Origin of the sequence: Cellulomonas sp. C5510, from assembly GCF_019797765.1 — a bacterium.
Lineage (GTDB): Bacteria > Actinomycetota > Actinomycetes > Actinomycetales > Cellulomonadaceae > Cellulomonas.
On record NZ_CP081862.1, the window covers coordinates 806,177 to 827,912 of the forward strand.

At 74.9% G+C, this 21,736-nt stretch carries 18 protein-coding genes, 1 tRNA gene and 1 pseudogene; 9 read left to right on the forward strand and 11 right to left on the reverse strand.

Translation table 11 applies throughout. The features are described 5' to 3' along the window. Positions 1-11: 11 nt before the first annotated feature. From K5O09_RS03660 to K5O09_RS03685, 6 genes are all read right to left on the reverse strand, one after another. Positions 12-977, reverse strand: coding sequence for an rRNA adenine dimethyltransferase family protein (locus K5O09_RS03660; RefSeq protein WP_222171500.1), 966 nt, complete (start codon positions 975-977; stop codon positions 12-14). Between the two features lie 63 nt (positions 978-1,040). Further along, positions 1,041-2,282 (reverse strand): resuscitation-promoting factor, encoded by a 1,242-nt coding sequence (locus K5O09_RS03665; protein ID WP_255596060.1) that lies wholly within the window; start codon positions 2,280-2,282, stop codon positions 1,041-1,043. A gap of 274 nt (positions 2,283-2,556) precedes the next feature. Then, entirely contained in the window at positions 2,557-3,885 is a 1,329-nt protein-coding gene (locus K5O09_RS03670) for a ubiquitin-like domain-containing protein (protein ID WP_255596061.1), read from the reverse strand. Positions 3,886-4,288: 403 nt separating this feature from the next. After that, the gene (locus K5O09_RS03675) at positions 4,289-5,263 is read right to left on the reverse strand and encodes a TatD family hydrolase (RefSeq protein WP_222171502.1); all 975 of its coding nucleotides are present in this window, start codon (positions 5,261-5,263) and stop codon (positions 4,289-4,291) included. Further along, on the reverse strand, positions 5,264-7,057 hold the full coding sequence (gene metG, locus K5O09_RS03680) for a methionine--tRNA ligase (RefSeq protein WP_222171503.1): 1,794 nt from the start codon (positions 7,055-7,057) through the stop codon (positions 5,264-5,266). Between the two features lie 88 nt (positions 7,058-7,145). Then, positions 7,146-8,954, reverse strand: a complete 1,809-nt coding sequence (locus K5O09_RS03685; protein WP_222171504.1) for an ABC-F family ATP-binding cassette domain-containing protein — start codon at positions 8,952-8,954, stop codon at positions 7,146-7,148. Between the two features lie 46 nt (positions 8,955-9,000). Here K5O09_RS03685 and K5O09_RS03690 point away from each other — a divergent pair, with 46 nt between their 5' ends. From K5O09_RS03690 to K5O09_RS03705, 4 genes are all read left to right on the forward strand, one after another. Further along, positions 9,001-10,320, forward strand: coding sequence for a sensor histidine kinase (locus tag K5O09_RS03690; RefSeq protein ID WP_255596063.1), 1,320 nt, complete (start codon positions 9,001-9,003; stop codon positions 10,318-10,320). Continuing rightward, the gene (locus tag K5O09_RS03695; protein ID WP_222171506.1) at positions 10,317-11,042 is read left to right on the forward strand and encodes a response regulator transcription factor; all 726 of its coding nucleotides are present in this window, start codon (positions 10,317-10,319) and stop codon (positions 11,040-11,042) included. Before K5O09_RS03690 ends, K5O09_RS03695 begins: the two co-directional genes overlap by 4 nt. A gap of 119 nt (positions 11,043-11,161) precedes the next feature. Next, positions 11,162-12,100, forward strand: coding sequence for an ABC transporter ATP-binding protein (locus tag K5O09_RS03700; RefSeq protein ID WP_222171507.1), 939 nt, complete (start codon positions 11,162-11,164; stop codon positions 12,098-12,100). Continuing rightward, positions 12,097-13,230 carry an ABC transporter permease gene (locus tag K5O09_RS03705; protein WP_222171508.1) on the forward strand — a complete coding sequence of 378 codons (1,134 nt, stop codon included), beginning with the start codon at positions 12,097-12,099 and terminating at the stop codon, positions 13,228-13,230. Before K5O09_RS03700 ends, K5O09_RS03705 begins: the two co-directional genes overlap by 4 nt. Before the next feature lie 124 nt (positions 13,231-13,354). Here the strand turns inward: K5O09_RS03705 and K5O09_RS03710 are convergent, their stop codons facing one another. Both K5O09_RS03710 and K5O09_RS03715 read right to left on the reverse strand, forming a co-directional pair. After that, on the reverse strand, positions 13,355-13,885 hold the full coding sequence (locus K5O09_RS03710) for a MarR family winged helix-turn-helix transcriptional regulator (RefSeq protein WP_222171509.1): 531 nt from the start codon (positions 13,883-13,885) through the stop codon (positions 13,355-13,357). 64 nt (positions 13,886-13,949) lie between these two features. Further along, positions 13,950-14,600 carry a TetR/AcrR family transcriptional regulator gene (locus tag K5O09_RS03715; protein WP_222172562.1) on the reverse strand — a complete coding sequence of 217 codons (651 nt, stop codon included), beginning with the start codon at positions 14,598-14,600 and terminating at the stop codon, positions 13,950-13,952. Positions 14,601-14,752: 152 nt separating this feature from the next. Between K5O09_RS03715 and K5O09_RS03720 the strand changes: the two genes are divergently transcribed. Further along, positions 14,753-14,824 (forward strand) — tRNA-Gln (locus K5O09_RS03720). Positions 14,825-14,835: 11 nt separating this feature from the next. Here the strand turns inward: K5O09_RS03720 and K5O09_RS03725 are convergent. The 3 genes from K5O09_RS03725 to K5O09_RS03735 form a co-directional block, all read right to left on the reverse strand. Next, positions 14,836-15,009, reverse strand: a complete 174-nt coding sequence (locus tag K5O09_RS03725) for a DUF6767 domain-containing protein (RefSeq protein WP_222171510.1) — start codon at positions 15,007-15,009, stop codon at positions 14,836-14,838. Between the two features lie 99 nt (positions 15,010-15,108). Next, positions 15,109-16,830: a putative PEP-binding protein gene (locus tag K5O09_RS03730; RefSeq protein WP_255596066.1), complete on the reverse strand. Its 1,722-nt coding sequence runs from the start codon at positions 16,828-16,830 to the stop codon at positions 15,109-15,111. Positions 16,831-16,850: 20 nt separating this feature from the next. Next, a complete protein-coding gene (locus tag K5O09_RS03735; RefSeq protein WP_222171511.1) occupies positions 16,851-17,129 on the reverse strand; it encodes an HPr family phosphocarrier protein in 279 nt (92 codons plus the stop codon). A gap of 612 nt (positions 17,130-17,741) precedes the next feature. On the opposite strand from K5O09_RS03735, the gene K5O09_RS03740 reads away from it, so the two are divergent. The 4 genes and pseudogenes from K5O09_RS03740 (at position 17,742) to K5O09_RS03755 (ending at position 21,730) form a co-directional block, all read left to right on the forward strand. Further along, positions 17,742-19,172, forward strand: coding sequence for a PTS transporter subunit EIIC (locus K5O09_RS03740; protein WP_222171512.1), 1,431 nt, complete (start codon positions 17,742-17,744; stop codon positions 19,170-19,172). Positions 19,173-19,254: 82 nt separating this feature from the next. After that, positions 19,255-20,160: pseudogene (locus tag K5O09_RS19510) on the forward strand (hypothetical protein); the annotation flags it as partial. 205 nt (positions 20,161-20,365) lie between these two features. Continuing rightward, on the forward strand, positions 20,366-21,145 hold the full coding sequence (locus tag K5O09_RS03750; protein WP_222171513.1) for an FAD-dependent oxidoreductase: 780 nt from the start codon (positions 20,366-20,368) through the stop codon (positions 21,143-21,145). Between the two features lie 45 nt (positions 21,146-21,190). Next, a complete protein-coding gene (locus K5O09_RS03755) occupies positions 21,191-21,730 on the forward strand; it encodes a PTS glucose transporter subunit IIA (protein WP_222171514.1) in 540 nt (179 codons plus the stop codon). Positions 21,731-21,736: the final 6 nt, after the last annotated feature.

Genomic DNA, 21,736 nt, shown 5'->3' on the forward strand with positions numbered 1-21,736 from the left:
CGGCGTCGCGCTCACAGGCCGGGCAGGTGCTCCGCGACGCGCGCGAGGGCGGCGACGTCCAGGGCCTCGCCGCGCGCCTGCGGATCGACCCCCGCGGCGGCGAGGGCCGCGACCGCGGGGGCGGATCCGCCGGCAAGAGGGGCGAGCGCCGATCGCAGCATCTTGCGCCGCTGCGCGAACGCCGCGTCCACGACGGCGAACACCTGCTCGCGGGTGGCGGAGGTCCGCGGGGGCTCGCGCCGGTCCAGGCGGACGAGCGCCGAGTCGACGTTCGGGACCGGCCAGAACACCGAGCGCCCGACCGTCGCGGTCCGCCGCGCCGAGGCGTACCAGGCCGCCTTCGCGGAGGGCACGCCGTACGTGCGGCTGCCGGGCGGTGCGGCGAGCCGGTCCGCGACCTCGGCCTGCACCATCACGAGGACGCGCTCGAGGGTCGGGAACCGCTCGAGGAACGTCAGCAGCACGGGGACCGACACGTTGTACGGCAGGTTGGCGACCAGCGCGGTGGGCGCCCGGCCTGGCAGCGCCCGGACGTCGAGGGCGTCACCGCGCACGACGGTCAGCGACGGGGCGGGGGCGGACCCGGCGGAGGGGGTCGGGCGCTCGGCGGGGCGGGCGTCCGGGCTGACGTCGGAGAGGTCCACGACGTCCACGGACGCTCCGGGGACGTGCCGGCGGACCGTCTCCGGCAGCAGGCCCGCGAGCACCGGGTCGATCTCCACGGCCACGACGTCCGCGCCGGCCTCCAGCAGGCCCAGCGTCAGCGACCCGAGCCCCGGGCCGACCTCGACGACGCGCTCGCCCGCGACCACGTCCGCCTGCCGCACGATCTTGCGGACCGTGCCGCCGTCGAGCACGAAGTTCTGGCCGAGCGTCTTCGTCGGCCGGATCCCCGCGCGCTCGGCGAGGGCGCGGATCTCGGCCGGGCCGAGCAGCGGCCCCGCCGCGGGTGCGACGGGGCCGGTGCTGGAGGACATGCGGGCGAGCCTACCGGCCGCCCGCCGGCGGGCGGCGCGCCGCCGCCCGCCGGGGTGGGTGCGTCAGGAGAACAGCCGCGGCCCGCAGTGCGGCCACTGGCCGGCGCCGGAGCGGTTGTACAGCATCTGCGCCCGCGCGGTCTGCTCGTCGGCCGAGGCCTCCGAGGGCAGGCCCGCGCCACCGACGGCCTGCCAGGTGGCGACCGAGAACTGGTACAGGCCGTGGTACTTGCCGGTCGCCGAGACCGCGGTGGGGTTGCCGCCCGACTCGCACGCCGCGAGCGCGCCCCAGTTCAGGCCCGCCGCGTCGCCGCCGCCGACGGCGGGGCTGCTCGGGGTGGTCGGCGCGGCGACGACCGGGCGCTTCGTGGTGCCCACGTTCGTCACCTGGGCGACGGGCGCCTGCGTGACCTCGTCGGACAGCAGGTCGCGTCCCGTCTCCTCGCCGTCCACGGTGGTGACGCGCTCGATGACGGTCCGCACGCCGGGCACGCCCGCGGTGGTGACCTTCGACTGGCCGACGTACAGCGCCGGGTCGCCCTGCTCGACGGCGTCGAACGGCACCTCGCTCGTGGTGGTGACGTCCTCGACGACCACGCGGTTCACGACGACCGTCACGCGGTCGTCCCGGTGGCGCACGCTCACCCGGTCGAGGGGCTGGAGCTCGACGTCCAGGCGGTCGAGCGCGTCGGCGACCGTCGTGCTGCCGTTCGGGACCGTGAGCGTCGTCCCGTCCACGACCACGTCGGCCGGTCCGTCCAGCGTGAGGTCCAGCGACAGGTCGGGGCGGCCGCCCGCGGTGGAGCGCGACGCGACGAGGCGCACGTCGTCGCCTCGGGTCGCGAGCATCTCGAGCGCCTCGTCGGCGGTCAGCGCGGTCGTCCAGACCGTCGCCTGCTCGCCGTCGGCCTGCACGGTCACCTGGCGGGCGCGCCGGACGACGACGTCGACGCCGTCGCTCAGGGCGCCGGCGGGGCTGACGGTGTCGCGCGCGCCGAGCTCGAGGTCCTGCTCGGCGAGGAGGCCGTCGACGCTGCCCGCGAACGTGGAGACGGTGGTGGTCACGCCGTCCACGTCGAGGGTGACGGTCTTGTGGGCGTCCGCGACGGCGATGCCGCCGGTGGCCAGGACGACCACGGCGGTCGCGGCGCCGATGAGGCGCACGCGACCCCGGCGCGTCCGGCGCTCGGCGGTCGGCTCCTGGTCCGTGGTCCCCGGGTCCGTCGTGTTGCGGACGACGCGGGTGCGGAGGGTGGCGGGCGTGGCTGCGAGGCGCGTGCGGGCGCGACGGAGGAGGGAGGTCACGTGTGTCCAGACGACGACGGTCCCGGGCACGAGGGGCGGGGTGCGTCGCGGTCCGCGACGCCCGGCGGTGCCGGGGCTCAGGAGCCCGCGGCTGCGGCGGCACCTGGAGGGAGGAGCCGCACCCGACGGTCCCGGATCCTCGATCCGGCGGTCGGCCCTCCGGGACCCGGAGGGGCGGTGCTGCCCGATACCCCGGGGTTCCGGGCTGTCACGGGCGACACGCGACCGTAACCCATTCGTGATCTGCTGCCAAGTGGGGGACAGCCCGCGCGGGTCAGTACCAGCCCTTGGCCTGGAACGACGACCAGGCCCCGCACGGCGTCGAGTACCGGCCGGCGATGTAGTTCAGACCCCACGTGATCTGCGTGGCCGGGTTGGTGCGCCAGTCCGCGGCGATGCTCGCCATCTTCGAGCCCGGCAGCGCCTGCGGGATGCCGTAGGCGCCCGACGAGCGGTTCTCGGCGTCGACCCGCCAGCCGCTCTCCTTGTTCCACAGCTCCAGCAGGCAGGCGAACTGGTCGTCGCCCCACCCGCGCTCGGCGGCGAGCTGCTTGCCCACCTCCTGCGCGCTGCCCGGCGTGACCGTGATGTCGACGCCCGACGCGAGCTCCATCGTGCCGACCTTCACGACCTGCGTGACCGGCTCGACGGTCACCGCCGACGCGACGACCTGCCGGTCGACGACCGCGCCGCCCACCGTGGAGGTCGCGTAGGTCGTCGTCCGCACGCCCGCGCGGCCCTTCGTCTCGACGACCCGGGTGCCCGCGACGAGCGTCGGGTCCTCGACCTCCTGCTCCTCGAACGGGACGGCCTCCTCGACGCGCTCGCCACCGGTCGCCGCGCGCGTCACCAGGACCACCAGCCCGTCCGTCGCGGTGGCGTCCAGCGGCACCGACACGCGGTCGCCCTCGTTCAGCACCAGGCCGATCTCCCGCAGGGCGTCGCGCACCGTCCCGGCGCTCGTCACCCCGTCGATCACCTGGCCGTCCACCGCGAGGTGGATCGTCTTCTGCGTCGACACCCGCAGGACGTCGCCGCGGCTCAGCGACGACGACCGGGATGCGGACAGCAGGGTCTCGTTCTCGCGCAGCCCGAGGCCCTCGACGGCCTCGCCGACCGTGAGGGCGGTGGTCCAGACCGTGCGCTGCTCGCCGTCCACCTCGACGTCGAGCTGCCGCCCGTGCCGGACGACCACCTGGGAGCCGTCGCGCACGGGCTCGCCGAGCGCCGGGGCCACCAGGTCGTGCTCGCCGACGGCGATGTCGCCCGCCGCGAGCACCTGGCCGACCGTCCGGCCGAACGCGCTGACCTCGACGGGCGTGCCGTCGACCTCCACCGTCACCGTCTTGTGCAGCCCGGCGAACGCGGTCGTCGCGCCCGCGACCAGCAGCAGGGCGGCGCCCTGAGCCCCGAGGCGCAGCAGCCGGCCCCGGCGGGACCGGTGCGCGCGGTGGGCGTGCGCGCGGTGGGCGTGCGCGTCGCCCGGTGCGGGGTGCGGGGTCGATCCCGTCGAGGCGGACCCGGTCGCGCCGGCGTCGGCGGGGGGCTCGGTGCGCCCGGCCGGCAGCGGCCGGGGAGGCACGGACGGGTCGGGCGCAGGCACGCGGACGGCTCCAGCAGGTCGGGACGGCGGGAGGGAGGGACTCGCGCCGGGTACAGCAACCCCGACCGTAACCGATTCGTGACCCGCAGCGGAAGCCACCGCGATCCCGACCACCCGCCCGGCGGACCACCGCCCGGCACCCCACCCGCCACCCGGAGCGTTCGGAGGCTCCCACCGCTCTCGGAGGTGTCCGCGCGGGCTCGGAGGTCCCCGCGGAGCCCTCCGATGCTGCGTCCCCCTCTCCGATGCCGTTGGGAGCCTCCCACGGTGCTGGAGAGGTGGGGGTGCACGCTCGGAGGTGCTCGCGCGGGCTCGGAGGTGTCCGCAGAGCCCTCCGATGGCGCGTGCCTGTCTCCGATGCCGTTCGGAGTCTCCGAGGGGAAGGAGAGAGGGGGCGGTCAGCTCACCAGGTGCCGTAGACGCGGGTGGCCGTCGCGGCGAGGGTCTCGCACGTCGTCGCCAGGTCGAGGTCGCGCACCTCGGCGAGCCGGCGGACGGTGTGCGGGACGACGTACGGCGCGTTGGGCCGGCCGCGCAGGGGGTGCGGCGTGAGGTACGGGGCGTCGGTCTCGACCAGCAGCAGGTCCAGGGGCAGCAGGCGCAGGGCGGCGCGCAGGTCCTCGTTCGCGGGGTACGTCAGCGGCCCGGCGAACGAGCAGAACCAGCCCTCGCGTGCGCAGACCTCCGCGAGCGCCGGCCCCCCGGAGAAGCAGTGGAAGACCGTCCGCTCGGGGGCGCCGTCGCGCAGCAGGACGTCGACGACGTCGTCGTGCGCGTCACGGTCGTGGATCTGCAGGGCCAGCCCGAGCTCCTTGGCCAGCGCGACGTGCGCCCGGAACGCCTCACGCTGCACCTCCCGCCCGCGAGGTCCGGCGCGGAAGTGGTCGAGCCCGGTCTCGCCGATGGCCCGCACCCGGTCGTTGCCGCGCGCGACTGCCGCCACGCGGGCCAGGGCGTCGTCCAGTCCGACGTCGTGGCGGGGCTGCGGGTCCGGGTCGAGGCCGTCGGGCGCGACCTCGTGGACGCCGGCGTGCAGCACGGCCTCGTTGGGGTGGATCGCGACGGCGCCGAGCAGGGCGCGGCGGCCGGGCCGCTGCGGAACGGGACCGGTGTCTGCCGCCCCGGCGTCCACCGCCAGCACCGCGTCCGTCCAGGCCACGGCGTCGAGGTCGCAGCCGACCTGCACCATGCGGGTCACCCCGACGGCGGCGGCCCGGTCGAGGTGGTCGTCGAGCCCGGTGGGCGCCGGCTCGGCCCCCGGGGGCGCGTCGAAGCCGAGCACCGACTCCAGGTGCGTGTGGTCGTCGACGACGGGGGCCGGGAGCGCGTCCGGCAGCGCCGGCCAGCCGCGGTCCCGGCCGGAGCGTGAGCGGCCCACTCAGCCCTGCCGCAGCCGGTCGAGCTCCTCCTCGACGATCGCGTCGTCGAGCTTCGTGAACACCGGCTCGGGCTTGCCGACGGGCGTGCCCGGCACGAGCGCGGTGGGCTGCCACGCGGGCAGCGTGACGCCGCGGCGGTAGTCGCCGGTGATGACCGGGTACGACCGGGACGCGTCGTCGAGGTCGGTGACCTCGTCGATGCGGGGCAGCGGCGAGAACGCCCCGGTGCCGCCGAGCGCCTCGTGCACCTTCTGGGCCGAGTGCGGCAGGAACGGCGACAGCAGGGTGTTGCAGTCGCTCACGGCCTGCGCCGCGGTGTGCAGCACGGTCCCGAGGCGCTCCGGGTCGTTCTTGAGCTTCCACGGCTCGGTCTCGGAGATGTACCGGTTGGCCTCCTGGACCACCCGCATCGCCTCGCCGATGGCCGCGCGGTGCCGGTGCGTGCCGATGAGCTCCCCGACGCGGCCGAACGCGGTGGTCGTCGTGGCGAGGAGGTCCTCGTCGACCGTCGTGCGCGGCCCGGGCTGCGGGATGGCTCCGACGTTCTTGTGGATCATGCTGGCGGTGCGGTTGACCAGGTTGCCCCAGCCGGCGACGAGCTCGTCGTTCGTGCGGCGCTTGAAGTCGGCCCAGGTGAAGTCGGCGTCCTGGCTCTCCGGGCCCGCGGTGGAGATGTAGTACCGCAGCGCGTCCGGCTGGTAGCGGCTCAGCATGTCGCGGACGTAGATGACGACGCCGCGCGAGGACGAGAACTGCTTGCCCTCCATGGTGAGGAACTCGCTCGACACCACCTCGGTGGGGAGGTTCAGCCGGCCGTACGCCCCCGGCTCGCCGCCCTTGGACCCGCCGCCGGCGTAGCCGAGCAGCTCCGCCGGCCAGATCTGCGAGTGGAAGGTGATGTTGTCCTTGCCCATGAAGTAGTACGACAGCGACTCGGGGTCGGTCCAGAACTGCCGCCACGCCTCGGGGTCCCCGGACCGCCTGGCCCACTCGATCGACGCGGACAGGTAGCCGATGACGGCGTCGAACCACACGTACAGGCGCTTCGACGGGTTGTCCTCCCAGCCCTCGAGCGGGATCGGGATGCCCCAGTCGATGTCGCGGGTCATGGCGCGGGGCCGGACGTCGTCCAGCAGGTTCAGCGAGAACTTCAGGACGTTCGGCCGCCACTCGGTGCGGGTGCGCAGCCAGTCGCCGAGCGCGTCGACGAACGCCGGCAGGTCGAGGAAGAAGTGGTTCGACTCGACGAACGTCGGGGTCTCGCCGTTGATGCGCGAGCGCGGGTTCTTGAGGTCGATCGCGTCGAGCTGGTTGCCGCAGTTGTCGCACTGGTCGCCGCGCGCGCCGTCGTAGCCGCAGATCGGGCAGGTGCCCTCGATGTAGCGGTCGGGCAGGGTGCGGCCGGTCGACGGGCTGATGGCGCCCATGGTGGTCCGCTCGACCATGTACCCGTTCTTGTGGACCGTGCGGAACATCTCCTGCACGACGGCGTAGTGGTTGCGCGTGGTGGTCCGGGTGAACAGGTCGTACGACAGGCCGAGCTGGGTGAGGTCCTCGACGATGACGCGGTTGTACCGGTCGGCGAGCTCCTGGGGCGTGACGCCCTCCTGCTCGGCCTGCACGAGGATCGGCGTGCCGTGCTCGTCGGTGCCGGAGACCATGAGGACGTCGTGGCCCGCCATGCGCATGTAGCGGCTGAACACGTCGGAGGGGACGCCGAAGCCGGCGACGTGGCCGATGTGGCGCGGGCCGTTGGCGTAGGGCCAGGCGACAGCGCTGAGGATGCGGGACATGCCGTCGATCCTAGTGAGCCGCGTGGCCCTCCCGGCGCGCGGTGCGCGTGCCCGGGTCCGGCGCGACCCGGGGCCGGCGCCGCCCTGGTCAGCCCTCGACGGCCTCCGCGAGGGCCATCCACCGCTCCTCGACGTCCGCCACCTCGGCCTCCAGGGCCGCCTTGTCCGTCCCGAGCGCGGTGAGGCCGACGTAGTCCGCGGGGTCGTGCTCGGCCATCGTCCGGTCGAGCGCCTCGATCTGGCCGGTCAGCTTCGAGATCCGCCGCTCCAGCGCCCCGAGCTCCTTCTTCGCCGCGCGCAGCTCCGCGCCGTCCAGCCCGGTGCCGCCGGGCGCCGCCGGGGCGCCCCCGGTGGCCTCGGTCGGGGCCCCCGTCTGCACCGGGTTCCCGCCGCGGTGGTGCTCCAGCAGCCGCAGGTACTCGTCCACCCCGCCGGGCACGTGCCGGAACCGTCCGTCGAGCACCGCGTACTGCTGGTCGGTGACGCGCTCGAGCAGGTACCGGTCGTGGGAGACGACCAGCAGCGTGCCGGGCCAGGTGTCGAGCAGGTCCTCCATCGCGGCGAGCATGTCGGTGTCGAGGTCGTTGGACGGCTCGTCCAGCACCAGCACGTTCGGCTCGTCCAGCAGGATCAGCAGCAGCTGGAGCCGTCGCCGCTGGCCGCCGGACAGGTCCTTGACCGGGGTCGAGAGCTGGGCGCTGGTGAACCCGAGCCGCTCGAGCAGCTGCCCGGGGGTCATCTCCTTGCCGCCCGCGACGTAGGTGGTGCGGTACCGGCCGATGACGTCGCTCAGCCGGTCGTCGGCGATGTCCGCCAGCTCCGCGAGCTCCTGCGTGAGCGTCGCGACCTGCACCGTCTTGCCGCGCTTGACCCGGCCGGCGCTCGGCGCGACGGCGCCCGTGACCAGGCCCAGCAGCGTCGACTTGCCCGCGCCGTTGGCGCCGAGGACGCCCGTGCGCTCGCCGGGCGCGATCCGCCAGGTCACGTGCCGCAGCACCTCGTGGTCGCCGTAGGACACCGACACGTCCTCGATGTCGACCACGTCCTTGCCGAGCCGGGCGGTGGCCATGCGGGACAGCGCCACGGTGTCGCGGGGCGGCGGCACGTCGGCGATCAGGGCGTTCGCGGCGTCGATGCGGAACTTCGGCTTCGACGTGCGGGCGGGCGCGCCGCGGCGCAGCCACGCGAGCTCCTTGCGCAGGAGGTTCTGCCGCTTGGCCTCGGTGGCCGCCGCCATGCGGTCGCGCTCGACGCGCTGCAGCACGTACGCCGCGTAGCCGCCCTCGAACGGCTCCACGATCCCGTCGTGCACCTCCCACGTCGCGGTGCACACCTCGTCGAGGAACCAGCGGTCGTGGGTGACGACGAGCAGGCCGCCGGCGTTCGCGGACCAGCGGCGGTTCAGGTGCCGGGCGAGCCACGTGACGGCCTCGACGTCCAGGTGGTTGGTGGGCTCGTCGAGCATGAGCACGTCGTCGTCGCCGGCGAGCAGCGCCGCGAGGGCGACCCGCCGCCGCTGACCCCCGGACAGGTCGGCCACGCGCTTGTCCCAGGGCAGGTCGCCGACGAGGCCCTGCACGACGTCGCGGACGCGCGCGTCGCCGGCCCACTCGTGCTCGACGCGGTCCCCGACGACCGCCGCGCCGACGCTCAGCGCCGGGTCGAGGGTGTCGGTCTGGTCGAGCACGCCGACGCGCACCCCGCCGCGGACGGTCACGCGGCCGCTGTCCGGGGTCAGCCGGCCCGCGAGGAGCGCCAGCAGCGAGGACTTGCCGTCCCCGTTGCGCCCGACGACCCCGACGCGGTCGCCCTCGTTCAGCCCGACCGTGACGCCGTCGAAGACGCGCGTGGTCGGGAAGGACAGGTGCAGCGCTTCGCCGCCGAGCAGGTGGGCCATTCCGCCAAGCGTAGGGGCCGTCCGGGTGGCGGCTACCGTGGGGCCCGTGCCGCGCCCCGACCTCGACGCCGACCTCGACGCCGACCCCGACGCCCCCGGCTGGCGACGACCGTCCCTGACCGCCGACCAGCGCCGGTACGACGCGCTGCTCGCGGCCGGCCTGCTGGTCGGCGGGGTGCTCAGCCTCGCGCTCGGCGGCACCGCCGGGATGTACGACGACCCGGCCGAGGGTTGGGTGGCGGTGCTGTGCGTGCTCGCCGTCACCGCACCTCTGGCGGTGCGCCGGCGGTGGCCCGCCGCCGTCGCGGTAGCCGTCGCGGCGGCGTTCGTCGTGGTCGGCGAGCTGCGCGTCCCGGAGACCCTGTTCTCGAACATCGCCCTGTTCATGGCGCTGTACACGGTCGGTGCCTGGGACCCGCGGCGGACGCGGGCCCTCGTCGTGCGCGGCGTCGTGGTCGTCGCGATGTTCGTGTGGCTGCTGATCGCCATGTTCCAGGCGGTCACCGACCCCGAGGGGATCGAGGGCTTCTCCAACGCCGGGGCGTTCTCGCCGCTCGTCGCGTTCCTGCTGATCCAGCTGCTCACCAACGTCCTGTACTTCGCCGGCGCCTGGTGGTTCGGCGACCACGCGTGGAACGCCGCACGGGAGCGCGCCCGCACCGACTGGCGGGGCCGGCTGCTCGTCGGGGAGCGCCGCCGCGTCGAGGAGCAGGCCGTGGCGATCGAGCGGCTGCGGCTGGCGCGTGAGCTGCACGACGCCGTCGCGCACCACGTGTCGATGATGGGCGTGCAGGCGGCCGCCGCCCGCACCCTGCTCGGCGTGGACCCGGGGCGCGCCGCGGCAGCGCTCGAGCAGGTCGAGGACTCCGCCCGGGAGGCCGTCGACGAGCTGCACGGGCTGCTGACGACCCTGCGCGACACCCCGGTGCCCGAGCCGGGCGAGGCGGCGGTGGGCTCGCTCGGCGTCGACCGGCTCCCGGAGCTGGTCCGGCAGGCCACGGACAACGGTCTCGAGGCCCAGTTCCAGGTCGTGGGGGAGCCGGTGCGCGTGCCGCCGCTGACGTCGCTCAACCTGTACCGGATCTGCCAGGAGGCGCTGACGAACGTCCGCAAGCACGCCGGGACGGGCGCGCGGGTGGACGTCCGGCTGCGCTACGACGGCGCCGCGGTGGAGCTCGAGGTGGCGGACGACGGCACCGGCGGCCGGCGCGTCGGCCGGGGGACGTCGGGCGGGCTCGGGCTGGTCGGGATGCGGGAACGGGTCGCCGCGGACGGCGGCACGCTGGAGACCGGGGCGCGGGGCCGCGGCGGCTACCTGGTGCGGGCGCGGGTGCCGCTCGCACCGCGGACGGGAGGAGCGCGATGACGCAGCAGGAGGCCGCGGGCACGCCCCGGACGGCGGGGTCGGTGCGGGTGCTGCTCGCCGACGACCAGGCCCTGCTGCGCGCCGGCCTCGCGACGATCCTCGGCGCCGCGCCGGACCTGGAGGTCGTCGGCGAAGCAGGCACCGGCCGGGAAGCCGTCGACCTGGCCCGCGCGCTGCGCCCCGACGTGGTCTGCATGGACGTGCAGATGCCGGACATGGACGGCCTCGAGGCCACCCGCCGCATCGTCGCGGACCCGGACGTCACCGCGGCGGTGCTCGTGCTCACCACGTTCAACCGCGACGACTACCTGCTGGAGTCGCTCCAGGCCGGCGCCGCGGGGTTCCTGCTGAAGAACTCCCGCCCCGAGCAGCTCGCCGACGCGGTGCGCGCGGTCGCCGCCGGAGACGCCCTGCTGTCGCCGGAGGTCACGCGGGCGGTCATCGCCCGGGCCGTCGGGGCGGGCGTGGCCTCCACCCCGGGCCGGAGCGCCGCCGCGGGTCCGCACGGGGGCGGGCGCCTCTCGGCCGCCGGGCTGACCGAGCGCGAGACGGAGGTCCTGCGGCTCGTCGCCCGCGGGATGAGCAACGACGAGATCGCCGCGGAGCTCGTGCTGGGACGGGCCACGGTGAAGACGCACGTCTCGAACCTGCTGATGAAGCTCGGCCTGCGTGACCGGGTGCAGGCCGTGGTGTTCGCCTACCAGAACGGCCTCGCGGACTGACGCGTGCGGCGCCCTCCGCCGCGGGGCGGAGGGCGCAGGTTCCGCCGCCCGGCTGAGGCGCACGCAGCCCCCGATCCCTAGCGTTGACCGAGGACGACGCAGGAGAACGGGAGACGGACATGTTGCGACTCGACGGCATCCACCGGTCCTTCGGGGACCGCCTGGTGCTGGACGACGTGGGCTTCGAGGTGCAGCGCGGCAAGCTGACGGGGTTCGTCGGCGGCAACGGCGCGGGCAAGACCACGACCATGCGGATCGTGCTGGGGGTGCTGTCGGCCGACTCCGGCACGGTGACGCTCGACGGCAAGCCCCTCGGTGAGGACCAGCGGCGCGGGTTCGGCTACATGCCGGAGGAGCGCGGGCTGTACCCGAAGATGAAGGTGCTGGAGCAGATCGCCTACCTGGCGCGGCTGCACGGGTACGACCGGCGCAGCGCCACCGAGCGGGCGCGCGAGCTGCTCGAGAAGCTCGGCCTGGCCGAGCGGCTGGACGACCCGGTCGACGACCTGTCGCTCGGCAACCAGCAGCGGGCCCAGATCGCCGCTGCGCTGGTGCACGAGCCGGAGGTCCTCATCCTCGACGAGCCGTTCTCCGGCCTCGACCCGATGGCGGTCGACGTCGTGCTCGGGGTGCTGTCCGAGCACGCGGCCCGGGGCGTGCCGGTGCTGTTCTCCTCGCACCAGCTCGACGTGGTCGAGCGGCTCTGCGACGACGTCGTCGTCATCGCCGGCGGGAAGATCCGCGCGGCGGGGGAGAAGGAGGCGCTGCGCGCCCGGTACTCCGAGCCCCGGTACGAGATCACGTCCGGCGGCGACATGGGCTGGCTGCGTTCCGAGCCCGGTGTCCGAGTCGTCGAGTTCGACGGCGGCTATGCGCTGTTCGACGCGGACGAGCCGACCGCCCAGCGGGTGCTGCGCGCCGCGCTCGACGCCGCGCCGGTCAGCCAGTTCACCCCCGTGCGCCCGCGGCTCGCGGAGATCTTCCGCGACATCGTCACCGACGAGCAGCGCCACGACGAGGAGCCCGCCGGCGCGCGGGAGAAGGAGACCGCCCGATGACGTCCCCCACCGCCCCGCGGCCCGCCCGTCCCGCGACGCCCAGCGCCGTGCAGAGCACGCTCATGGTCGCCGAACGGGAGATCGTGACGCAGATCCGCACCAAGTCGTTCCTCATCTCGACGGGTGTCCTGCTGCTGCTGGTGCTCGGCGGCATCGTGCTGACCTCGCTGCTGGGCGACAAGCTCGGCGGCGGTGACACCAAGGTCGCCGTCGTGCCCGCGACGGCGTCGGTGATCGCCGACGTGGACGGCCTGGAGCCGGTCGACGCCGCCGACGAGGACGAGGCCCGCGCCCTCGTCGAGTCCGAGGAGGTGTCGGCCGCGATCCTCCCCGACGAGGACGCCGGCAACCCGCTCGGTATCGTCGTCGTCGGCCTGGACTCCGCGCCGGACGGCGTGGTCGGGGCGCTCGCCGTGACCCCGCCCGTGGAGCTGCTGGACGACTCCGCGACGCCCGACGGGTTGCGGTACCTCGTCTCCCTGCTGTTCGGCCTGGTGTTCCTCATGGCCGCGTCGTCGTTCGGCGGCACCATCGCGCAGAACACCGTGCAGGAGAAGCAGTCCCGCATCGTCGAGATCCTGCTGTCGACCGTCCCGCCCCGGGCGCTGCTCGCCGGCAAGATCCTCGGCAACACCGTGCTCGCCGTCGGGCAGATCGCGGCGATCGCGGCGGTGGCCGTCGTCGGCCTGGTCGTCACCGGTCAGGACGACGTGCTGAGCCTGGTCGGCGCGCCCGTCGCCTGGTTCGTGCTGTTCTTCCTCGTCGGGTTCGTGCTGCTCGCGGCGATGTTCGCCTCCGCGGCCTCGCTGGTGTCGCGCATCGAGGACACCGGCTCCGTGCTGACGCCGGTCATCATGCTGGTGATGATCCCGTACTTCGGTGTCATCTTCTTCAACGACAACGACACCGTGCTGACGGTCATGTCGTACGTGCCGTTCAGCGCCGCCGTCGGGATGCCGGTGCGGCTGTTCCTCGGCGAGGCGTCCTGGTGGGAGCCGCTGCTGTCGCTCGCGGTGCTCGTGGTGTCCGCGGCGGTCGTCACCGCGATCGGCGCCCGCATCTACGAGCGGTCCGTGCTCCGCACCGGGCGGCGCGTGAAGCTGTCGGAGGCGCTCGCCAAGGCGGCCTGACCGACCCGTACCGGCGCGCGCGGCACCCGGGAGGGGGGTGCCGCGCGCGTCTGCGTGCCGGGGCGTCGGTCGGGGCCGGGCCGAGGTCCGTGCCGGGGGCAGGGCACGCGCTGAGGGCACGCGCTCAGGGCGTGTCGAAGGGCGCGACCAGCGTGCGCAGCAGGTCCGCGAGCCGCTCCCGGTCCGCGTCCGGCAGGCCGGCGAGCAGCCCCGCCTCCACCTCCAGCAGCGTCGACATCGCCGCGTCCACCCGGGCGCGGCCGTCGTCCGTCAGGCGCACGAGGACGCCCCGGCGGTCCTCCGGGGACGGCAACCGCTCCACCAGCGCGCGCGAGGCCAGCCGGTCGATGCGGTTCGTCATGGTGCCGCTCGTCACGAGCGTCTGCGTCAGCAGGGCACCCGGCGACATCCGGTACGGCGCCCCCGCCCGGCGCAGGGCGGACAGCACGTCGAACTCCCACGGCTCCAGGCCGTGGCGCGCGAACGCCTGCCGCCGCGCCAGGTCCAGGTGCCGCGACAGCCGGGTCACCCGGGACAGCACCGCCAGCGGCGCGACGTCCAGGTCCGGCCGCTCGCGGGCCCACGCCGCGACGATCCGGTCGACCTCGTCCGCCGGGTCGTCCCCACGCGGGGAGGGAGGGGCGGCAGCCGACATGCGGGCGAGGCTACCCGCTGCGCGCGGACGGACCCCCGCAGGGCACGCCGTCGGCGGCGCCGGCTCAGTCCGCGGGTGCGGCCGCCGCGCCGCCCCGCGTGGCCGCCGGGCGCCTCGCGGCCTCGGTCGTCAGCGTCGGGCGCCGTTCCATGCCCGAAAGGCCGTTCCAGGCCAGGTTCACGAGCGCCGCCGCGACGTCCGCCTTCTTCGGGCTGCGCGCGTCCAGCCAGTGCTGCCCGGTCAGCGCCACCATCCCCACCAGCATCTGCGCGTAGATCGGCGCCGTCCGCGGGTCCAGCTGCTGCTTGCGGAACTGCTCCGCCAGCAGGTGCTCGACCTGCGTCGCGACGTCCCCGATCAGGCTGGAGAACGTCCCCGTGGCCTGCGCGACCGGCGAGTCCCGCACGAGGATCCGGAACCCGTCCTCGGAGTCCTCGATGTAGCCCAGCAGCGCCAGCGCCGACCGCTCGACCATGACCTTGGGGTGCCCGCCCTCGTCCAGCGCCCCGGACAGCGCGCTCGTCAGCGCCTGGATCTCCCGGTCGACGACGACCGCGTAGATCCCCTCCTTGCCCCCGAAGTGCTCGTACACGACCGGCTTCGACACCTCGGCGCGCGCCGCGATCTCCTCGATCGAGGTCCCCTCGAACCCCTTCTCGGCGAACAGGCGGCGGCTGACGGCCAGCAGCTGCTCGCGCCGCTGCGTCGCGGTCATGCGGGCGCGCGTCGCCTTCGGGCTGCGGCGGGGCTCGGCGGTCATCCGGCCATCCTGTCAGGCCCGGCGCCCGCCCGGGGGGCGCTGCGTCGCGCGACGTCTCCGCCTGGCAGACTGGCGGCCGACGCGGGCGCCCTCCTGGCGGCCCGCGGTCCGCCCTGGTGTAACGGCAGCACGCAGGCCTTTGGAGCCTTGCGGTCCGGGTTCGAATCCTGGGGGCGGAGCCCGTCCGGCGTCAGCGCGGCGCAGTGCGCCGGGCCACGGTCCGCTCGTGCAGCTCCTCGCGCTGCTCCTCGTCGTCCATCACCAGCCACACGAGCCCGCAGTTCTGCGGGCCGTCCGCCCCGGGGAAGCACAGGGTGCAGGCGTCGCCCGGCCGGATCGGGCACTTCGGGACCGGGTGTCCCATGGCGGCTCCTTCGTGGGCGCGAGCAGGGCGCGCCCTCGGCGAGCGTACGCCGGCGCGCGGGCTCCGGGCGGGGGCGTCGCGGCCCCCGCCCGGAGCCGGTCACTCCCCGAGCAGCACCCGCGCCGCGTCGGCGTCGAGCAGCTCCCGCACCGCCGCCCGGCCCGCCGCGGCGTCCGGCGCGGCGAGCGCGGCGTCCGCCATCGCGCGGCACCGGTCGAGGGTGTGGGCGCGCAGCGCGTACCGCGCGGCGGGCACCCGCCCGGCGGCCATCGACAGGGACGTGATGCCGAGACCCGCGAGCACGAGCGCCATGAGCGGGTCGGAGGCCGACTCGCCGCACACACCCACGGGCTTGCCGAGCGCCGAACCCGCGCGGGCGGTCGCGGCCACGAGGTCGAGCACCGCGGGCTGCCACGGGTCCAGCAGGTCGGCGAGCTCGCCGCGCAGCCGGTCCGCCGCCATCGTGTACTGCGCGAGGTCGTTGGTGCCGAGGGACACGAAGTCGACCTCCGCGAGGATCGCCTCGGCCCGCAGGGCGGCGGCGGGGACCTCGACCATGACGCCGACCCGCTCGACGCCGGCGGCGCGGGCGGCGGTCGCGAACGCGCGGGCCTCCGCGGGGGTGGCGATCATCGGCGCCATCACCCAGACGTCCGCACGGCGCTCGGCGGGCAGGGACCGGACGACCGCTCCCAGGGCCTCGAGCTGTCGCTCGACGACGCCCGGCACGCTGCGCACCAGCCGGTAGCCGCGCACGCCGAGCGCGGGGTTCTCCTCGTCGGGCTGCGTGGCGAAGGCCAGCGGCTTGTCGGCGCCCGCGTCGAGGGTGCGGATGACGACCTTGCGGCCGGCGTAGGCCTCGACGACCTCCGCGTACGCGGACTGCTGCGCGGCGACGGTCGGCTCGGTGCGCGCGTCGAGGAACAGCACCTCGGTGCGGAACAGGCCGACGCCCTCGCTGCGGGGCGCGGCGTCGCGGGCGTCGGCGGGCGTGCCGACGTTCGCGAGCAGCGGCAGGGCGTGGCCGTCGGCGGTGGCGCCGGGGCCGTCGACGGCGCGGATCTCCTCCTCGGCCGCAGCGCGGCGCGCGACCACGGCGACCGCCTCGGGCGACGGGTCGGGCTCGACGGTGCCGGCGGCGGCGTCGACGAGCACCGGGGTGCCGGTGGCCAGCGAGGTCGCGCCTGCCACGCGCACGACGCACGGCAGCCCGAGCTGCCCCGCGACGATGGCGGTGTGCGAGGTCGGCCCGCCGAGCTCCGTGACGATCGCGGCGACCTTCGTCAGGTCCAGCGCCGCGGTGTCGGCGGGCGAGAGGTCCTCCGCGACGACGACCGCGGGGCCGTCCAACGGCGCCAGTCCCGGCTCGGGGACGCCCAGCAGCCGGGCGACAGCACGGTGCCGGACGCTGCGCAGGTCCGTCGCGCGCTCGGCCAGGTCGCCGCCCGCGGCGGTGAACGCGGCCGCGAAACCCTCGACCGCCTGGTCGACCGCGGTGGCCGGCCCGTGGCCGGCGTGCACCAGGCGCGCGGCCTCGGCGGCGAGCGCCGGGTCGCCGGCCATCGTCGCCGCGGCCTCCAGCATGTGGCGCAGGTCCTCGTTGCCGGTCGCGGCGGCGCGAGCCCGCAGGTCGTCGCCGACCTCCCCCAGCACCGCACGCAGACGCGCCTCGGCGGCGTCCGGGTCGGCGGGGGCGGGCTCGTCGGCCGGCACCTGGGGCGCGGGGGCGACGCGTGCCACCGGGGCGACAGCGCAGCCGCGGCCGACGCCGATGCCGCGCAGCGGGCCGCCGGTCACGGGCTGGGCCGTGGGACGGGCCACGGGTCCGTCGCCGGCGGCGCTCACGCCTGACCGACCAGGTCGAGGTCCGACGCCAGCAGCGCGGCCAGCTCGTCCAGCAGCGGTCCGGCGTCGGCCGACTCGGCGGACAGCACGACCTCCTCGCCGTGCTGCAGCTTGAGGCCCATCACCGACAGGATGCTCGCGGCGTCCACGGCCGGCTCGCCGTCACGGCCGATCTGCACGGCGTGCCCGCCGTCCGCGGCGGCGCGGGTGAGGACGGACGCGGGGCGGGCGTGCAGGCCGGTGGCGGTCGCGATGCGCGCTCGACGGTGAGGCATGGAGGTCCCTTTCTCGTCCGGCGCCCGGCGGTGGGCGACGTCCCAGGGCAACAAAAAAGACCTGAGGCGTCCGACGTGGTGCCGGTGCCTCAGGTCTTGCCTGATCCGCTCAGTAACAACCCTGGTGCGCCCAGTTCTACGGCGACCGGGGGCGCGGCGTCAAACCCCGTGCCCAGGACGGTGCCTCGGCCCCCGCTACTTGCGTTCCCTGCCACGGCAGGGGCATGCTGCCGCCCGAAGCACCTGCTTCATCCACGGCCACAGGGTTGTTACTCCTCGCGGAGGCAAGATCGGTGGCCCGGCGCACGGTCGTCCGTGCGTCCGGGTCCGCATCGCCTCCCCGCGACCGGACCGGACGGACGGTCCCAGGTCCCCGGAGGACGACGTGGCCCCTCGCCGCGAGCCACCAGGCGGTGGCGGTCGGTGAGACGCCTCCTTCCTGCGTACCCGGGCGGTCGACGCGCCGCAGGCAGCCCCCGCCTGCGGTCGCCGCGGCCGCCGTCCGTCCCGCGCGCCGGCGTCTGACTGCGACGGAGCAGTCGCCCGTCCAGGTCTCGGCCCCTGCCGAGCCGTATCCGGTCCGCGGTGCAGCGGGTCGGGAGAGGAAGCGCCATGTACACCGAGTTCGCTCGCGTCACCGTCGACGCGGTGGGCGGCCCCGACAACATCAGGCAGGTCACGCACTGCGCGACCCGCCTGCGGTTCCAGCTCGTCGACCCGGCGAAGGTCGACCGCAAGCGCATCGAGGAGCTCCCCGAGGCCGTCGGGGTCCTGGAGTCCCAGGGCCAGTTCCAGGTGATCGTCGGACCCGGCGTCCCCGACGCCTACAAGGCCGTCGCCGCCGTCCCCGGCGTGCCCGGGGAGGAGGCCGCCGCCCGGCCGGCACCGGGTGCGCCCGAGCCCGAGCGCCCGCGGGGCTCGTGGCTGGACCGCGTCCTCGCGACGATCTCCGCGATCTTCACCCCGTACATCCCGGTGCTGGCGTCCGTCGGCATCATCAAGGGCCTGCTCGCCCTCTGCGTGCAGTTCGGCTGGATCGCCGACACCTCGAACACCTACGCGATCCTGTCCGCCGCCGGCAACGCGATGCTGTACTTCTTCCCGATCCTCCTGGCGTTCACCGCGGCCCGGCAGTTCGGCGCGAACCCGTACGTCGGGGCGACGATCGGCGCGGCCCTGATGGAGCCCAGCCTGACGGCGATCAACGTCACGGGGGAGCGCCTCGACGTCTTCGGCATCCCGTTCGTCGGCCAGTCGTTCGCCAACACCGTGATCCCGATCATCATCGGGATGTGGGCGTTCTCCTTCCTGGAGCGCGCGCTGAAGCGGGTCCTGCCGCAGATCACCCACCTGCTCCTGGTGCCGGTGGTCTCGCTCGTGGTCATGGTGCCGCTCATGCTGCTGGTCTTCGGACCCATCGGCTTCGCGATCGCGAACGGCGTGGCGACCGGCTACGACTGGCTCGTCCAGTACCCGCTCGTGATGAGCATGATCTTCGGCGCGCTGTTCGTCTTCGTCATCATGCTGGGCGCGCACTGGCTGGTGCTGCCGCTGCAGCTCGGCATCCTCGCGGACCAGGGCACGGAGTACTCGCTCGCCGCGGGCGGCATGGGCAACTACGCGGTGCTCGGCGTCCTGCTGGCCGTCCTGGTGCTGTCGAAGGACCGTCCCACCCGGGCCGTCGCCGGGTCCGCGGCCTTCGTCAACGGCATCGCCGGCATCACCGAGCCCGGCATCTACGGCGTGCTCGTCAAGAGCAAGAAGTACTTCGTCGGCGTGCTCGCCGGTGGTCTCGTCGGCGGCCTGGTCTGCGGGCTGTTCGACGTGTACATCACGGCGTTCGCGTTCACCGGCGTGCTCGGGGCGCCGGCCTTCCTGTCGTCGCCGCGGGCCGTGCCGTACTTCCTGGCGGTCTTCTGCACGATCGCCGTGGCGTTCGTCGTGACGCTCGTGCTCGACCGGCGCGGACGCTCCCGGTCCGCCGGCGCGGCGTCGGCCGGGACCGCCCGCGCCGCGGCCGTCGAACCCGCCGCGGCCCGCTGAGCCGCACGGCGGCGGGGACGCCCCCGCTCCCCGCCGCCGTGCCCCGCCACGTCGCCCCCCACGCCCGCACCGGAAGGCCCCCATGGATTTCCCGCACCTGTTCTCGCCCCTGCGCATCAACCGGGTGACCACCAAGAACCGCATCGTGGCGACCCCCACCGGGGACTTCTTCGAGGACAAGGCGCTCGGCGGTGCCGGCATCGTCATCACCGGCCACGCGATCGTCGAGCCCGGCCGGTCCTCCTACGCGAGCCCGGACGAGCCCGACGCGTTCGCCAAGTACGAGGTGGAGGAGACCCGCCGCCGCGTGCTCAAGGCGCACCAGGCGGGAGCGAAGGCGTCGATCGAGATCTTCCACGGCGGCCGGCACGCCCGCGTCGCGGACTTCGCCCGCGGCCCCGTGTCGTACGTCCGGGAGGACGGCGTGGAGGTCCGCGGCATGACCGAGGACGACATGGCCGAGGTGGCCGAGCTGTGGGGCCGCACGGCCCGCAACGCCCGCGACCTGGGCTTCGACATGGTGTTCCTGCACTTCGGGCACGGCTGGCTGCCGGCGCAGTTCCTGTCGCCGCGCGCGAACTCCCGGACCGACGGGTACGGCGGGTCCCTGGAGAACCGGGCGCGGTTCCCGCTGGCGATCCTGCAGGCGGTGCGCGCGGCGGTGGGCCCGGACTTCCCGGTGGACATGCGGATCAGCGCGGTGGAGTGGGTGGAGGGCTCCATCTCGTTCGAGGACACGCTGGCGTTCATCCGGCTGGCCGAACCGCTCGTCGACACCGTGCAGGTCTCCGCCGGCGTCGACATCGGGGTCGAGGGCAACGTCCACATGGCGACCACGAACTTCGAGGAGCACATGCCGAACGTCCCGTGGGCGGCGCGGGTCAAGGCCGAGGTGCAGGTCCCGGTCAGCGTGGTCGGCGCGATCATGACCCCGGCCGAGGCGGAGAACCTCATCGCGTCGGGCGTCGTCGACATGGTCGCTCTCGGCCGGCCGCTCATCGCGGACCCGGACTGGCCGCGCAAGGCGCAGGAGGGTCGCGCCGACGAGATCGTGCCGTGCATCCGGTGCCTGCAGTGCTACCACATCAGCACGAACCGCCGGAACGTCGGCTGCTCGGTGAACCCGCGGTTCTGGAACGAGGGGTTCGTCCCGCGGCAGCTCACCGTCACCCCCCCGCCCGCGGCGCACCGTCGTGGTCGGCGGCGGCCCCGGTGGCATCACCGCGGCGCTCACCGCCGCGCAGCGCGGCCACGAGGTCGTGCTCCTGGAGAAGGACGACGTGCTCGGCGGCCAGCTGCAGTACGTGGCACGCGAGCACTACAAGCAGGACATCAGGGCCTACCTGGAGTACCTGCTGCGGCAGGTCGCGAACAGCACGGTCGACGTCCGCACCGGGGTCGACGCCACGCCGGACCTGGTCCGCGAGCTGCGGCCGGACGCGCTGGTCGTCGCCGTGGGGGCCACCGAGGTGGTGCCGCCGATCATCGGCCTGGACCAGCCGCACGTCATGACCGGCAACGAGGCGATCCTGCGCGAGGACGAGATCGGCGACCGCGTGGTCGTCGTCGGGGCCGGGTCCATCGGCACCGAGATCGGGCTGGAGCTCGCCCGGCTGCGCGGCAAGGACGTGACGATGGTCGACATCGGGCAGACCTACGCCCCGCAGGGCAACAGCCTGTACCGGGAGGCCCTGCGGCAGAAGATCGAGGACACCCCGACCCTGGGCTTCCGGCTCGGCAGGCGCTGCCTGCGGATCGAGGCGGACGCCGTCGTCGTGGCGGACGCCGACGGCGTCGAGGAGGCGCTGCCCGCCGACCACGTGGTCGTGTCCGTCGGCATGCGCGCGCGGGACGACCTGGCCCGGTCGTTCTACGGGATCACGCCGGAGACGGTGGTGGTGGGGGACTGCGTGCGGCCCCGGATCATCATGGACGCCGTCTTCGAGGGCCACACGTACGCCATGAACCTCTGACGGGCCCCGCCCGTCCCGCACGTCGCACCACGAGAAGGAGCACCGATGCCCGCGAAGGACGAGAGCCGCCGCCCCCGGTGGGGGCGGGGCAGCCGCCGGGAGGCACCAGCACCCGGCCCCGCCGAGGAGGGTCCCGTCCGGCTCGGTGCGCCCGTCACCGGGGCCGCCGTCCCGCTCGCCGACGTGGAGGACCCGGCGTTCTCCGCGGGGCTCCTCGGGCCCGGCATGGCCGTCCGGCCCACGTCGGGCACCGTCGTCGCGCCGCTGGCGGGCACCGTCGTCACCGCCATGCCGCACGCGTACGGGCTCCGGTCCGACGCGGGCGTCGAGGTGCTCGTGCACATCGGCATCGACACCGTGACGCTGAACGGCCGGCACTTCGCCCCCGCCGTCACGGCCGGTGCCCGCGTGGCGGCCGGGGACGTGCTCGCCCGGGTCGACCTCGCCGGCGTCGAGGCGGCGGGCTGCCCCACCACGGTCGTGCTCGTCGTCACCAACGCCCGGACGCTGGGCGGCGTCGAGACCGAGCCCCCGGGCCCGGTCGACGCCGGCCGGACGCTCCTGACCGTCACCCCCGCGGCCTGAGGAGGA

Excerpts from the sequence above, each read along its gene's own strand:
- K5O09_RS03660 (WP_222171500.1), bottom strand. The coding sequence starts at position 977 with ATGTCCTCCAGCACCGGCCCCGTCGCACCCGCGGCGGGGCCGCTGCTC.
- metG (WP_222171503.1), bottom strand. The coding sequence starts at position 7,057 with ATGTCCCGCATCCTCAGCGCTGTCGCCTGGCCCTACGCCAACGGCCCG.
- K5O09_RS03685 (WP_222171504.1), bottom strand. The coding sequence starts at position 8,954 with ATGGCCCACCTGCTCGGCGGCGAAGCGCTGCACCTGTCCTTCCCGACC.
- K5O09_RS03695 (WP_222171506.1), top strand. The coding sequence starts at position 10,317 with ATGACGCAGCAGGAGGCCGCGGGCACGCCCCGGACGGCGGGGTCGGTG.
- K5O09_RS03700 (WP_222171507.1), top strand. The coding sequence starts at position 11,162 with ATGTTGCGACTCGACGGCATCCACCGGTCCTTCGGGGACCGCCTGGTG.
- K5O09_RS03705 (WP_222171508.1), top strand. The coding sequence starts at position 12,097 with ATGACGTCCCCCACCGCCCCGCGGCCCGCCCGTCCCGCGACGCCCAGC.
- K5O09_RS03710 (WP_222171509.1), bottom strand. The coding sequence starts at position 13,885 with ATGTCGGCTGCCGCCCCTCCCTCCCCGCGTGGGGACGACCCGGCGGAC.
- K5O09_RS03715 (WP_222172562.1), bottom strand. The coding sequence starts at position 14,600 with ATGACCGCGACGCAGCGGCGCGAGCAGCTGCTGGCCGTCAGCCGCCGC.
- K5O09_RS03725 (WP_222171510.1), bottom strand. The coding sequence starts at position 15,009 with ATGGGACACCCGGTCCCGAAGTGCCCGATCCGGCCGGGCGACGCCTGC.
- K5O09_RS03735 (WP_222171511.1), bottom strand. The coding sequence starts at position 17,129 with ATGCCTCACCGTCGAGCGCGCATCGCGACCGCCACCGGCCTGCACGCC.
- K5O09_RS03740 (WP_222171512.1), top strand. The coding sequence starts at position 17,742 with ATGTACACCGAGTTCGCTCGCGTCACCGTCGACGCGGTGGGCGGCCCC.
- K5O09_RS03755 (WP_222171514.1), top strand. The coding sequence starts at position 21,191 with ATGCCCGCGAAGGACGAGAGCCGCCGCCCCCGGTGGGGGCGGGGCAGC.